The 13,625-nt window shown below is 74.5% G+C and carries 13 protein-coding genes; 4 read left to right on the top strand and 9 right to left on the bottom strand.

Features of this window, described 5'->3' with window-relative positions:
• Positions 1-201: 201 nt before the first annotated feature.
• Positions 202-1,356 (bottom strand): Cmx/CmrA family chloramphenicol efflux MFS transporter, encoded by a 1,155-nt coding sequence (locus ACH4TG_RS10595; protein WP_398241808.1) that lies wholly within the window; start codon positions 1,354-1,356, stop codon positions 202-204.
• 307 nt (positions 1,357-1,663) lie between these two features.
• On the opposite strand from ACH4TG_RS10595, the gene ACH4TG_RS10590 reads away from it, so the two are divergent.
• On the top strand, positions 1,664-2,233 hold the full coding sequence (locus ACH4TG_RS10590) for a winged helix-turn-helix domain-containing protein (protein WP_398241807.1): 570 nt from the start codon (positions 1,664-1,666) through the stop codon (positions 2,231-2,233).
• A 1-nt stretch (position 2,234) separates the two neighbouring features.
• On the top strand, positions 2,235-3,227 hold the full coding sequence (locus tag ACH4TG_RS10585) for an MBL fold metallo-hydrolase (RefSeq protein WP_398241806.1): 993 nt from the start codon (positions 2,235-2,237) through the stop codon (positions 3,225-3,227).
• A 224-nt stretch (positions 3,228-3,451) separates the two neighbouring features.
• On the opposite strand, the gene ACH4TG_RS10580 is transcribed toward ACH4TG_RS10585, so the two are convergent.
• The 3 genes from ACH4TG_RS10580 to ACH4TG_RS10570 form a co-directional block, all read right to left on the bottom strand.
• Complete coding sequence (locus ACH4TG_RS10580; protein WP_398241805.1) at positions 3,452-4,240, bottom strand: NAD(P)-binding domain-containing protein; 789 nt, start codon at positions 4,238-4,240, stop codon at positions 3,452-3,454.
• Positions 4,241-4,303: 63 nt separating this feature from the next.
• A complete protein-coding gene (locus tag ACH4TG_RS10575; RefSeq protein WP_398241804.1) occupies positions 4,304-4,426 on the bottom strand; it encodes a hypothetical protein in 123 nt (40 codons plus the stop codon).
• Positions 4,427-4,503: 77 nt separating this feature from the next.
• Positions 4,504-5,487, bottom strand: coding sequence for an alpha/beta hydrolase (locus ACH4TG_RS10570; RefSeq protein WP_398241803.1), 984 nt, complete (start codon positions 5,485-5,487; stop codon positions 4,504-4,506).
• A gap of 216 nt (positions 5,488-5,703) precedes the next feature.
• Here ACH4TG_RS10570 and ACH4TG_RS10565 point away from each other — a divergent pair, with 216 nt between their 5' ends.
• Positions 5,704-6,357, top strand: a complete 654-nt coding sequence (locus ACH4TG_RS10565; protein ID WP_398241802.1) for a TetR/AcrR family transcriptional regulator — start codon at positions 5,704-5,706, stop codon at positions 6,355-6,357.
• A gap of 90 nt (positions 6,358-6,447) precedes the next feature.
• Here the strand turns inward: ACH4TG_RS10565 and ACH4TG_RS10560 are convergent, their stop codons facing one another.
• From ACH4TG_RS10560 to ACH4TG_RS10550, 3 genes are all read right to left on the bottom strand, one after another.
• On the bottom strand, positions 6,448-8,088 hold the full coding sequence (locus ACH4TG_RS10560) for an FAD-dependent monooxygenase (RefSeq protein WP_398241801.1): 1,641 nt from the start codon (positions 8,086-8,088) through the stop codon (positions 6,448-6,450).
• A 226-nt stretch (positions 8,089-8,314) separates the two neighbouring features.
• Positions 8,315-9,475, bottom strand: a complete 1,161-nt coding sequence (locus tag ACH4TG_RS10555) for an acyltransferase family protein (protein WP_398242122.1) — start codon at positions 9,473-9,475, stop codon at positions 8,315-8,317.
• 536 nt (positions 9,476-10,011) lie between these two features.
• The gene (locus ACH4TG_RS10550) at positions 10,012-10,575 is read right to left on the bottom strand and encodes a TetR family transcriptional regulator (RefSeq protein ID WP_398242121.1); all 564 of its coding nucleotides are present in this window, start codon (positions 10,573-10,575) and stop codon (positions 10,012-10,014) included.
• Between the two features lie 239 nt (positions 10,576-10,814).
• On the opposite strand from ACH4TG_RS10550, the gene ACH4TG_RS10545 reads away from it, so the two are divergent.
• Positions 10,815-11,747: an oxidoreductase gene (locus ACH4TG_RS10545; protein WP_398241800.1), complete on the top strand. Its 933-nt coding sequence runs from the start codon at positions 10,815-10,817 to the stop codon at positions 11,745-11,747.
• A gap of 52 nt (positions 11,748-11,799) precedes the next feature.
• Here the strand turns inward: ACH4TG_RS10545 and ACH4TG_RS10540 are convergent, their stop codons facing one another.
• Entirely contained in the window at positions 11,800-12,591 is a 792-nt protein-coding gene (locus ACH4TG_RS10540) for an SDR family NAD(P)-dependent oxidoreductase (protein ID WP_398241799.1), read from the bottom strand.
• An 82-nt stretch (positions 12,592-12,673) separates the two neighbouring features.
• On the bottom strand, positions 12,674-13,207 hold the full coding sequence (locus tag ACH4TG_RS10535) for a GNAT family N-acetyltransferase (RefSeq protein WP_398241798.1): 534 nt from the start codon (positions 13,205-13,207) through the stop codon (positions 12,674-12,676).
• Positions 13,208-13,625 lie beyond the last annotated feature (418 nt).

The following is a 13,625-nucleotide window of genomic DNA, read 5'->3' as shown; positions in this document are numbered from 1 at the left end:
ACGGACGCGCGGCGCCCGTGCCGCAGGTCGCCGCACGGGCTGTGCCCGCCCCGGCGGCAAGGCCGCGCTGCTCGCGACGCCAGCCGCAGAGCGCTGGTGCGCAAAGGCGCGCGCCAGCCGCAGAGCGCTGGTGCGCAAAGGCGCGGACCCGGCACCCGGGGCCGGCCCGCAGACGCGCGGGGCCGGTGCGCAGGGCCGCGTTCACCGCGCGGGCGGCCGGGCGGTGAGCAGCGCCACGAGCAGGGCGGCGGCGACGAGGAGTCCGCTGGCCCAGAACGGCCCGAGGTCCCCGGCGCCCGTGCCGAGGGTGGCCGCGGCGACGAGCGGTCCGGCGGCGGCGCCGGTGTTCAGTGCCGCGGTCGCGTAGGAGCCGGCCATGCCGGGCGCTTCCGCCGCCTCGTAGAGGACACCCGTGATCAGGGTGCTGCCCAGCGCGAACGACAGCGCGCCCTGGACGAACACGAGGGTGAGCAGGGCGGCCGGGCGGTCCGCCAGTACGGCCATGGCCGGCCAGCCGGCGAGCAGCAGCGGGCCGCCGGCCGCGACGACGAGGCCGGGGCGGCGGTCGGACAGCCGTCCGGCGACGCTGATCCCGGCGAAGGCACCGGTGCCGAAGAGCATCAGCGCGGCCGGGACCCACGGCTCCGCCAGCCCGGCGGTGCCGGTCACGACGGGGGCGAGGAAGGTGAGGCTCGCGAAGGTCGCCGCGTTCACCAGCGCACCGAGCAGCATCGCCAGGAGCAGCCGGGGACGGGCGAGTTGGGCGAGTTCCGTGCGCAGGTCCGGCCCTTCGTCCGCGTCTGTCCGCCCGGGGCCCGCCGGGACTCCGGCGAGGATGCCGAGGGCCGCGGGGAGGCAGAGCGCGGCGACGGCCCAGAACGTCGCCCTCCAGCCGAGGAGCGAGCCGAGGCCCGCTCCCGCCGGGACGCCGGCGATCATGGCCGTCGTGGTGCCCGAGAGCAGCACGGCCAGCGCGCGCCCCTTCCGGTCGGGCGGGACCATGGCGGCGGCGGCCGTCAGCGCGACCGCGAGGAAGCCCGCGTTCGCCGCCGCCGCGAGGACCCGGGTCGTGAACAGCAGCCAGAAGTTCGCGGTGACCGCGCCCGCGGCATGGGCGGCCGCGAAGGCGAGGACGAACCCGAGGAGGGTGGACCGCGTCGGCCAGGTGCGGGCGAGTGCGGCCATCAGCGGGGCGCCGGCGATCATCCCGACCGCGAAGGCCGAGGTGAGCGTGCCTGCCGTGCCGACGGTGACGCCGAGGTCGGAGGCGATGTCCGGCACGAGGCCGGCGAGCATGAACTCCGAGGTGCCCATGGCGAAGACCGCCAGGGCAAGCAGGTAGAGCGGGACGGGCATCGAGTGGCTCCGAGGTGAGAGAGAGGCGCGAGAGGGTCATCTCGTCACCGCGGTCAGCACCAGGGCGCGCGCGTCCGGCCGCGGAACGCGGCGGGACGGCGGGAGCGTGAACTCAGGGGCTCAGAGGCTCGGGTTCAGGGGTTCAGGGGGCTGACGGGGTGACCGAAAGCCCCCGCCCTGTCCGACTCAGGACTCGACACGGCTCCCACGCTATCCGACGGCCGCGCGCCGGAGCACCTTCCCGCCGTCCGAGGGAAAAGCCAAAGGAAGCGTTGACATCTCAGAATGCCAAAGTAGTCTTTGACACATGGAGATCGGTGATCCGAAGGCGATCAGGGCGCTGGCGCACCCGCTGCGGCTGGACCTGATGGAGTTGCTCGCGGCGATCGGCCCGGCGACGGCCGCGCAGTGCGGACGGGCGCTGGACGTGCCGCAGGCCAACTGCTCTTTCCATCTGCGGCAGCTGGCGAAGTACGGCTTCGTCGAGGATGCGGGGCAGGGGCAGGACCGCCGGGAGCGGCAGTGGCGCCTTCCGCACGAGCGGCCGACACTGCGGGTCGAGAGCGGCCAGTCCCTGGTCGGCAGGGAACTGGAACGCACCGTGGTCGAGCGGGAGTTGGAGGCCGTCCTGGAGTACGGCGCCCGCCGCGACCAGGAGAGCCCCGACTGGCGGGGCAAGGCGGGCGTCGTGTCCGCGCTCGCTCTCGTCTCGCCCGAGGAGGCGTCCGAGATCGAGGCCAAGTGGATGGCCCTGCTGGAGCCGTACATCGCCAGGAGCGAGGCGGCGGGCGGGGCGCACGACGACAGCGGGCAGCGTCATGTCCGGTATTTCATGGCGGCGACGCCGCTTCGGACGAGGGAAACGGTGGGGGACTGAAATGGTGCAGCAGACGACTGAGCAGGGCGGGGCGCCGGGCGGCGGACCGGTCGACTTCGTGAGCGGCGCCCCGCGGGCGGGCTCACTGGACGTGATGTGGCGCAGCGGCACGGGCTCGGCGCGGCGGCGCCGGCGGGACGGCGGGGAGCCGCCGATCCAGGTCCACCACTACGACGAGCACACGGTGATCCTGCGGCAGAGCAAGTCGCTCAGCTACGAAGCGCCCTTCCTCTACCTGCTCTTCGGCAACGAGCGGGCGCTGCTGCTGGACACCGGCGCCACCGCGGAACCCGAGGCGTTCCCGCTGCGGGAGACCGTCGACGGCCTGATCGCCCAGTGGCTGCGGGCGCATCCGCGCGAGGAGTACGGGCTGGTGGTCGCGCACTCGCACGGGCACGGCGACCACGTGGCCGCCGACCCGCAGTTCGAGGACCGGCCCTCGACCACAGTGGTGCCGCGGGAGGCCGCGGCGGTACGGGAGTTCTTCGGCCTGGACGCCGAACGGCCGGACGAGACCGCCGCGTTCGACCTGGGCGGGCGGGTGCTTCAGGTGCTGTACTCCCCCGGGCACCACGAGGCCGCCGTCACCTTCCACGACCCGTGGTCCGGCGTGCTGCTCACCGGCGACACGGTGCTGCCCGGCCGCCTGTTCGCCTTCGACGCGGCGGCCTTCCTCGCCACCATGGAACGGCTGGTGGCCTTCGCGGCGACGCACCCCGTCACCCATGTGCTCGGCTGCCATGTCGAGATGAAGCGCCGCCCGGGCCGCGACTACCCCATAGGCGCCGACCACCAGCCCCGCGAGCGCGCTCTCCCGATGACGCCCGCCCACCTCACCGCGATCCGTGACGCCGCGGCCGCCGCCCTCGACTCCCCCGGCGTCCACCACCACCCCGACTTCGTCCTCTACTCCCAGCCCACCGAGCGCGACCTCGCCCGCCTCCTCCGCCGCGGCCGCACCCACAAACGCCTCCGCACCCTCATCCACCGCTGAGGCTTCCGCCGAGCTGCGCCACCGAGGTCCCGCAGCCATCAGTCCACCGGGACGAATCCACCGCGGCCGCGCGGGGGAGGCCGGGGATGGCGAACGCGCCTTCCTGGACCGTAGGCGGCCAGGAACTCCTTGTAGTCCGCGGGCAGTGGCCCGCTGACGGCTTCCAGCTCCTCCCCGGCGTCAGCCGCCGAGAGCCGCGCGGCTGCCCGAAGCATGCTTCGAGATCAGCCGCTTGCAGCGGACGGGGGCTGGGTGAGGAGGGTGAGGAGGGAATCGAGGGTGTGGGTGAGGGCGGTGGAGTTGGCGGGGGTGAACCAGGTGGTGCGGATGCGCTCGTTGCTGCCGCCGGGGGTCTCGTGGTCGGCGGCGAGCTGGTGGAGGGTGCGGGACTCGTCGGCGAGGGAACGGCCGACGCCCTGGAAGAGGTCGCGGAGGTAGCGGTCCGCGTCGCCGGGGGCGATGCCCTGGGCCGCGGCCCAGGAGGCGAGGGTGGTCAGGTAGGCGTAGTGGGTGGTCACCGTCGCGGTCAGCGCGGAGAAGACGTCGAAGGCCGCCTCGTCCGCGACCGGCAGCACGCCGCCCAGCTGCTCGAAGAGCGCGCTCACCGCCGGGTGTTCGGGGTAGGTCACCGTGACGCAGCTCCGTTCGCGCACGGTCGGCAGCGGGATCGCCCGCACCAGCGCGGCCTTGGTGCCCAGCAGCCCGCGCACCTCGTCGTTGCTGATGCCGGCCATCACGCTCACGACCACCCGGTCGTCGTCCACCCGCAGGCCGGCCAGCGCGTCGTGCCGGTTCTCGCGGCGGACCGCGACGATCACCAGCTCGGCGCGGTCCACCACCTCCTGGTTGTCCGCGCACACATGGACGCCCTCGTACTGGGCGGCCAGTTCGGCGGCCGTACGCGCGCCCCGCGGCGAGAGGAAGACCTCGGGGCCGGGCCCGTCCCCGTTCCGCAGACCCGCCACGATGGCGCGGCCGATCTCGCCCACTCCGATGATGCCGATGCGTTCCACGCGTCCGTCTCCCTCTCGTCCCGGGCCCGGCCTTTCCCGCCGCCCTCTCGTTCGGCTGCGACCTCAGCGCGGCCGCAGCCGTACCCTCACCCCGACCGCGGCCTTCGCCAGGACGGTCAGGCCGAGGCCCGCGTGCATCGCCGCGACGGCCCGCCGGTCATGGCGCGTCCGCGTCGTCCGCGTCATCCGGGTCATCAGAATCCCTTCCGTTCGCGTCATGCCGGTCTGCCGGTCTGCCGGGCCCCACCGCGCCTCACCGCGCCTCACCGGGCCAGGGCCGCGCGCAGGAAGTCGAGGATCTCCGCGCGGGCCGGTACCGCGTGCGGCGACAGGCCCGGCATGCTGAGGAACGCGTGCCCGGCTCCCTCGTACTCGCTGAGCCGTACCGGCGTTCCCGCAGCCCGCAGGCGTTCAGCGTAGCGGCGGCCGTGATCGGCCAGCGGATCGGCGGTCGGCACCACCAGGAGCGCGGGTGCCAGCCCGCCCAGGTCGTCGGCGTGGAGCGGCGAGAGCGCGCGGGCGTCGGTCCCCGCCGGCACGCCGAGCCGCTGGAAGAGCCGCAGTTGCGGCAGCGCCAGGGTCGGGGTGTTGCCGTACGCGGCCATCGAGGCGTGGTCGAGCATCGTCCCGGTCACGTCGACCGCGGGGTTGACCAGCACCTGCGCCCGCAGCCGCAGCCCGGCGTCCTTCGCCCGCAGCGCGGTCAGGGCGCTGATCAGCCCGCCGCAGCTCTCTCCCAGGACGGCCGTGCGCTGCGGATCGACGCCCCACCGCGCTGCGTTGCGCACCACGTGGTCGAGCACGTCCCAGCCGTCGTCGGCGGCGTCCCGCAGCGACGTCCCGTGGTCGAGCAGGCGGTGCTCGACGGAGACCAGGACGGCGGGCAGGTGGGCGGCGAGATGGCCGGCGTACCCGTCGCACTGCACCGCCGTGCCGACGAACCCGCCGCCGTGCACATGGACGACGAGCGGCAGCCCGTCTCCCCCGCCGCCCCCGTCTCCCCCGCTTCCGACGCCGTCGCCGCCCGCGTCCACCGGCCGGTACACCCGCACCGGCAGCTCGCGGCCGGGCAGCGCCACCTGCTGCCAGGCGATGGCGGCGCCGGCGTCCGGTTCACCGGTGACCGCCCGCGCCGCGGCGGACGCCCGGAAACGGTTCTCCGCGTCGCGGTAGGCGGCCAGGTCCTCGGCCGTCAGCGCCGCCCAGTCCGGCTCCGGCGGCCTCGTGATGTCGGTGGTCCCGCTCATGTCCCTCTCCCCTCCCCGGCCGGACGCCGGGTCCTCGTCGTCCCTCGCTGCACGGCGCTCGTACGGCGTCGCACGGCTCGTACGGCGTCGCATGACATCGCATGGCGTCGTCCGCCGTGGCATGCCCGTCGCAGGGCGCCATGCGTCCTTAGTATGCACGCACCGCGTGCAACAGCAAGTGCATAGGTTAGGGTGAGTGCCGACGAGAGGGGCGGCATGGCAGGTCGAAGGCGCTGGTCGACCGAGGAGATCCTGGACACGGCGGCGGAGTTGCTGCAGACGACCGACGCGGAGTCGTTCAGCGTGCGCAAGCTCGCCGCGGTGCTCGGGACCGACTCGTCCAGCCTCTACCGCCACTTCCGCAACAAGACCGAGCTGCTGCGCGCGGTCGCCGACCGGATCCTGGTGGCCGCCATGGACGGCTACCGCCCCGAGGGCGACTGGCGGCAGCGGATCACGGCCGTGGCCCTGCGCCTGCGCGCGGCGTTCGGGCAGCAGCCGCCGCTCGCCGCGATCTGGGGGCGGTACGCGTCAGGCGGTGCGGGCTCCCGGCTGGTCATGGACGAGGTGCTGGCGGCCCTGCGCGCCTCCGGCCTGCCCGACGAGCAGATCCCGGTGCGCTACCACCGGCTCGTGGTGCTGCTGGCCGCGTTGATCGCCGCCGAGGCCGGGGCGAGCAGCATCACGCCCGAGGAGACCGAGCAGGGCCTGGAGCAGTTCCGCGTCGCGGTCCTGGGCGCCGACCCCGAACGCTTCCCCGCCCTGGCCCACTTCGCCCGCGAGGTGCGCCCGCTGGGCGCCGACCGCGAAGCCGCCTTCGCGGAGATCCTCGCCGCGCACCTCGCCCAGATCGAGGCGTCCCTTCCCTGACGGGCGCGCGCCGCCCCGGTGCCGGTGCCTGCCACCCGGGCCGTGCCCGCGGCAGGGCTCCCGCCCCGCCCCGCCTGCGAGTTCGCCGCGCTAACCGTCCGACGCCTCGCCCTCGCCGGACCGGCGAACGGCCCCGCCGCCAGGCAGGGAAGCGGGCACCCCGAACCACCGCGACAACGCACCCGCCAGCCCCGCACCGTCCCCTCCGTCCCCTCCGTCCCCGCCGTCCCCGCTGCCACCGCCGGCCCAGACCACGTGCCCGTCGGGACGCACCAGCACGGCGGGGACGTCGAGTTCCTCGCCGGTATCCACGATGTGGTCGACGCGGTCCGCCCAGCCCGCCACCGGGAGCCGGCCGGTCCCGTCGAGGAGGAGCCCGCGGCCGGTGCGCATCAGCTCGTAGAGGCGGCCCTGCTTCAGCGGCATGTCCCTGAGCCGCCGGCCCACCAGCGCGTGGCCGCCGCCGAGGTCGTAGCGGATGCCGGTCGCGGTGTTCTTCTCGGTGAGGTAGCGGTTGACCTCGGCGAAGTCCATCAGTTCCGCGACCAGCCGGCGTACGGCGCGGGCCCCGGGTTCGGGCGACATCAGCTGCATCTGGGCGCGGGTGCTCTCCAGTACGGCGGCGGCCACCGGGTGCCGTTCGGCCTCGTAGGTGTCGAGCAGGTCGAACGCTCCCCCGGCCGCTCCCCCGACCGCTCCCACGGCCTCCGCCCCGACCTCGCCTCCAGCCTCTCCCGTGCCCGCTCCCACGCCGGATCCAGAACCTGGGGCGCCGGCCCGCCGCGGGGCCCAGCCGGCGATCGCCGCGGCCAGCTTCCAGCCGAGGTTGAACGCGTCCTGGAGGCCGAGGTTGAGGCCCTGCCCGCCCACCGGCGGGTGGACGTGCGCCGCGTCGCCGGCCAGCAGCACCCGGCCCACCCGGTAGCGCTCGGCCTGCCGGGTGCCGTCGCCGAACCGGGACAGCCAGCGTGGCGCGTGCGCCCCGAAGTCGGTGCCGGCGAAAGCCCGCAGCTGCTGCCTGACCTCGTCGAGGGTCGGCGGGACGGAGCGGTCGTGGGCGACGGACGCGGCGGGTACGACCACGCGGTAGGCGCCGTCCCCCACCGGCCCGACGCCGAACCGCAGTTGGGTGCGGCGCACGTCGGCGACCACCTCGGCCACCGTCTCCGGCGCCGCGGTCAGCTCGACCTCGCCGAGCAGCGTGTCGGCCGTGCTGGGCTCGCCGGGGAAGCCGACGCCGATCCGCCGGCGGACGGTGCTGCGCCCGCCGTCGCAGCCGACGAGGTAGCGGGCCCGCAGCCGCGTGCCGTCGGCCAGCCGGACGGTGACCCCGTCCTCGTCCTGGTCGAGCCCGGTCAGGGCCCGGCCGCGGCGGATGTCGGCGCCGGCCGCGGCGGCGTGCTCGAACAGCAGGCGGTCGGTGGTGGGCTGCGGGATGCCGAGGACGTAGCCGTGCGCGGTGTCCAGCCCTTCCGGCGCGGGTTTGCGGATGCCCGCGAAGAACCCGTTCAGCGGGTACCGCCGGCCCGCCTCCAGGAACCGCTCCAGCAGGCCGCGCTGGTCCAGCACCTCGATGCTGCGGGCGTGCAGCCCGAGCGACCGGACGACCCTGGTCGGCTCGGCGTCCCTCTCCAGCACCACCACCTCCACGCCGTGCAGGCGCAGTTCGGCCGCCAGCATCAGGCCGGTCGGCCCGCCACCGGCGATGACGACGTCGGTCGTCTCGTTCACGAGAATCCCCTCACTGCCCCAGGGCATCACTGCGCAAAGGCATGCTTTCCGCGCGAATCCCTGAAATCCTCAGGTTCCGCCGACGGCTGGAGATTCTGCAGCAGATGGGGGGCCTTGCCGCAAGACCCCCCGTGCGCTATAGGTTGAGAGTGGCGGGGAGAGAAATCTCCTCGCTTTTCTCGTGCAGGCCGACGGCCTTTCTCCTCCCGGCTCACGCCCTTCTCGTTCAGGCCGGGGGCGTTGCCGGCCGGGTGGCGGCCCGTGGTGCCGGCGGTGCGCCGAGGCGGTCGAAGGTCCGCGTCAGACCGCGTTTGAGCCAGCGGGCCAGGGGCCGCTCGACGACACGGTGCACCAGGTAGCTGAGCAGCAGCACCGCGGCCACCAGGACGGCGACGAGCACCCGCGGGTCGGCCCGGTCGCGCAGGTAGTGGATGGCCGTGGTGCCCGCGGCGTAGTGCATCAGATAGAAGGGGTACGTCAGCGAGCCGGCGGTGGCCAGCCACTTCCACTGGACGCGGTCCGTGAAGCCGAGGGCGATGGCCACCATCGCGAGCAGGAACAGCGAGAAGAGGACGAACGCGCCGCGCCAGCTGGAGACGTGCTCGACGTGCTCGACGCGCCGCCCGATCTCGTCGGAGGCCATCAGCCAGGACAGCGCGAGGATGCCCCACAGCAGCAGGTCGGGCCCGAACCGGTGCATCAGGAACAGCGCGAGCCCGGCGATGAAGTACCAGGTGGAGTCGCGGTCGGCGAGCAGTTGCAGGGCGGTGAAGCCGGAGACCGGCGCGAGCGCGGCCAGCGTGCCCCACACGCAGCAGAACACGACGACCTTGCGGTAGGTCAGGCCGGTCGCCACCACCAGCAGGAAGACCAGGTAGAAGCGCAGCTCCGACCAGAGCGTCCAGTACACGCCGTCCACGTTCCCGACGTTCGAACCCATCTGCAGCATCGAGAGGTTGAACAGCACCTGCCGCAGCGACGGCCGCGACCAGGCGGCGGGCAGCGCGGCCAGCACGCCGGTGGTGAACACCACGGCGAACCAGTACGCCGGGTAGAGGCGGATCACCCGGGAGACGAAGAAGTCCCGCGGCCGACGGCCCCAGCAGGACATGCAGATCACGAACCCGCTGATGACGAAGAAGATCTCGACGCCTATCCAGCCGTACGAGGTGACCCGGAAGACGCTCGGCATGATGTGCGAGACCGGGCGGTCCCAGATCTTGTTGTGCGGCTGGTTCACGCGGTAGGTGCCGACGAAGTGGTGCAGCGCGACCATCACCGCGGCGCACAGCCGCAGGCCGTCGATCGCGTACAGGCGCGGCCGGCGCTCGCCCGCGGTCCGGGTCGTGGCCGGTTCGGCGTCCGCCGGGTGCTGCCGCGGCGGCAGCGTCGCCGTCGCCGCGCCGGAACCAGTGGCTGGAGCGTGCCCGGATGCCGGCGCTGGAGCGTGCCCGACGGCAGGCGCCTGACCTGGCCCGGAAGCGGGTGCGGGGACGGGTGCCGGAGGTCCGGGGACCGGTGACTGCGATACGGGGACGGAGTCGGGTCTCGCCGCGGCTCCCGGTGCGGCCCCGGTTGCCGGCCTCGTGCCGCCGGCGCCCGTCACCTGCCGCTGCGGCCAGTCGTCCGCCCCGGTTCCCGCGTGCCTCATGTGCCGTCCTCGCCGTAGCGCCCGCGGCCGCGCCGTTCTCCCCGCGTCGCCGGGCATCCCCTGAAGAGGGCTTCAAGCTACGCGAGCCACATTGCTGCAAAGGGCACGGATCCGGCGAATCCGACCTGTGAATTCCAGAGTTGACCAGCCGCTCGCCTGCCCGTCCGGAACTGTTCGCGGCAGCGCCACCTGATCTGCATCAGGCCTCCCCATCACCACCGAGGGTCACGACCCGTGTCACCAGCGGGCGGCCCCGGCCCCCGGCTCCGCCGTCAGCGCGCCGCGTCACCGTCGAGGGCGGGGGCGAGGGCGGCGAACGCCCGGGTGGTGAGGTCGGCCGGGTCCTCGGCGCCGTCGCTGTCGCTCCACCGCTGGAGGACCGCGTCGAATGCGGTCAGCGCCATGCCGGCGGCGAGCGCCGGGTACAGCGAGCGGGCGGGGTCGAGCGCGAGGCGCCGGCCCAGCACGGCGGCCAGGTCGTCGCGCCAGCGGGCCTGGTGCTCGACGAAGCGCGCGCGCAGCGCGGGGGTGCGCAGGATCAGCTGGACGACGCGCAGTGCGCGTGCGGCGTGGTCGGTGTGGCCCGCGCAGGACTCCAGGGCCGCCCCCACCGCGTGGTGCAGGGCCGCCGACGGCAGCTCGTCCTCGGGCCGGGCGGCCAGTTCCGCGCTCATGCCGGTGCCCAGGTCGGCGAGGAACCGGACGACCACGTCCTCCTTGGACGCGAAGTACCGGAAGAACGTCCGCTTGGAGACGCCGGCGGCGACCGCGATCTCGTCGATCGTGACCGCGTCGAACCCCTTCAGCGCCAGCAACTGGAGGGCGGCCTCACTCAGTTCGTCCGCGACGAGCTGGCGCTTGCGCTGGGCGAGGGACGGCGCAGGAGCAGGGGCCGAGGCGGGCGCGGGAGCCGGGGCCGAGGCGGGCGCGGGAGCAGGGGCCCGCGTCGGCGCGGGGGCGGCGGTACCGGTCGGAGCATGCGGGCGAGAGGTCACCCGGGCATCGTACCCGGATGCCATACATGTCACTCAGTGGCGCATTGACATCCAGTGACAGCAAGGGCATCGTGTGCCGCATGGACACGGAACAGCGCTGGACCGCAGAGCACATCCCGGACCTGTCGGGGCGGGTCTTCGTCGTCACCGGGGCCACCAGCGGTCTCGGACTCGTGACCGCCCGGGCGCTCGCGGGCAGGGGCGGGCGGGTGGTCCTCGCGGTGCGCGACGAGGAGAAGGGACGCCGGGTGGCCGCGGAGACCACCGCACGGCAGCCGGGTGCCGCCCTGGAGGTGCGCCGGCTCGACCTGGCGGACCTCGACTCGGTCCGCCGGTTCGCCGACGCCCTGCACGCGGACCACCGGCAGATCGAGGTGCTGGTCAACAACGCCGGCGTGATGGCGCCGCCCCGCTCGCTGAGCGCGCAGGGCCACGAGCTGCAGTTCGCCGCCAACCACCTCGGCCACTTCGCGCTCACCGGGCTGCTGCTCGACCTGCTGACCGCGGGCACCGATCCCCGCGTGGTCACGGTGACGTCGGCCAACCACCGCGTGGGACGCCTGCACTTCGACGACATCGACGGTGACCGCCGGTACGCGCCCATGCGGTTCTACAACCAGTCGAAGCTCGCCAACGCGGTGTTCGGGTGCGAGTTCCAGCGGCGGCTGGCGGCCGCCGGCAGCCCGGTGCGCAGCCTGCTCGCGCACCCGGGTTACGCGGCCACGAACCTGCAGACCAGCGCCCCGGTCGGCCTGGTGAAGGTGCTGTTCGGGCGGGTGCTGGCACCGCTCGCCCAGCCCGCGGAGCGGGGCGCGCTGCCCCAGCTCTACGCGGCGACCGCACCGGACGTGGAGGGGGGCGCGTTCGTCGGCCCCGACGGCCCGGGCGAGTTGCGCGGCGGACCCACACGCGTGCGGCTGTCCCGGGCGGCGGCCGACCCGGAGACCGGCCGCCGCCTGTGGGACCTCTCGGAGCAACTGACCGGCGTCGGCTTCGCCTTGGCCGCCGCCTGACGGCCCGGGGGCGCACTCCGGGCCGCGGGCACCCGGCCACCCGGCTGCGGGATCAGACGGTGAAGCCGCCGTCGACCGCGAGGGTGGCGCCGGTGACGTAGCCCGCGTCGGGGCCGGCCAGATGGGCGACGGCGGCGGCGATCTCGGCCGGCGCCGCGTAGCGGCCGAGGGCGGTGACCGCGCTGACGGCCGAGGCGCCCGGGCCGTCCGCCGGATTGGAGTCGGTGTCGGTGGGGCCGGGGTTGACGAGGTTGACGGTGATGCCGCGCGGCCCCAACTCCCGTGCCAGTCCCCTGGTCATGCCGGCGAGGGCGGCCTTACTCATCGCGTAGAGGGCGAGCCCGGGGAAGGGGGTGCGCTCGGCGACGTTGCTGCCGATGCTGATGATGCGGCCGCCGCCGGTGCCGCCGAAGGCGCCGCCGCCGTCCTGCCCGCCCGGGCCGCCGGGCGCGCTCATGTGCGGCACCGCCGCTTGGGACGCGACGAACGCGGCACGTACGTTCACCGCCAGCGTGCGGTCGATCTCCGGCAGCCCCAGGTCCTCCAGGGCTCCGGTCAGGAAGACGGCGGCATTGTTGACCAGGATGTCCAGGCGCCCGAACGTCGCGGCGGCCTCGTCCACCGCGGCGGCCAGGGCGCCGGCGTCGGCGCTGTCGGCCTGGACGGCGAGGGCCCGCCGCCCCCGGGCCTTGACCTGGTCGACGACGTCCGCGGCGCGGTCCGCGGCGTCCCGGTACGTCAGGGCGACGTCCGCGCCCTCCTCGGCCAGCCGCAGCGCGACGGCGGCGCCGATGCCGCGGCTTCCCCCGGTGATCAGGGCGGTACGCCCTTCGAGTCGGTTCATGCCGTCGAGCTTCGTCGGCCCGGGGCGCGGGCGCTGGCGCTATTCGGCCCTCGTGCTCGGGGCTCGTGCTCGGGGCTCGTGCTCAGCCCTGTCCGGACGTCCCGCCTTCGGAAGCCCCTGGCAGATCGGTCAGGTCCCGCTCGTACCACGTACCCGTCTTGCCGCCGAGCTCCGACGGTTCGGCCGGGCCGACCGAGACGAACCCGGCCTTGAGCAGCACGCGTTGCGAGGGGATGTTCGCGTCGGACGCGGCGGCCCGCAGCCTGCGCAGCCCGTAGCGGTCCACGGCGAGCCGGCATATCTCCCGCACGCTCGCGGTCGCGACGCCGCGGCCGGCGGCTTCCTGCGCGACCCGGTAGCCGAGTGCGGCGGTCCCGTCCTCCAGGTCGTACAGGTTGAACCGGCCGAGGACCGCCCCGTCGTCGGCGACGAGCACGTGGAACGCGCAGACGCCGGCGTCCTGTTCGGCCATCAGGGCGCGGTGCCGCTCGTCGTACCGGGTGAAGAAGTCGTCGCCGCGGTCGTTGATGAACCCGGCGAAGTAGGCGCGGTTCTCCCGCTCGAAGGCGAGGACCGCCGGGGCGTGATCGGCGCGCAGACGCTGCAGTTCGGGCATCCCCCGACCCTAACCCCGCCCCCGTGTCCGCGCCCCGACCAACCACGGCGAACCGCACCCCCGGGCGCAACCCCGCTGCCGAGGGGCGCGAGGAACCGCGCGACCAACCACCACGCACCGCACGACGGAAACCCACCCCCGGGGCACCCCCGCTGCCGAGGGGCGCGAGGAACCGCGCGACCAACCACCAACACACGGCGCAGCCGGCAAAGCAGCCCCCCGGGCACACCCCCGCTGCCGAGGGGCGCGAGGAACCGCGCGACCAGCCACCACGCACCGCACGACGGAAACGCACCCCCGGGCGCAACCCGGCTGCCGAGGAGCGCGAGGAACCGCGCGACCAACCACCAACACACGGCGCAGCCGGCAAAGCAGCCCCCCGGGCACACCCCCGCTGCCGAGGGGCGCGAGGAACCGC

The organism is Streptomyces sp. NPDC020917 (assembly GCF_044333795.1).
In the GTDB taxonomy this organism is placed as follows: Bacteria; Actinomycetota; Actinomycetes; order Streptomycetales; family Streptomycetaceae; genus Actinacidiphila.
The sequence above is the reverse complement of the archived record's forward strand: the minus strand, read 5'-3'. Positions and strand labels throughout refer to the sequence as shown.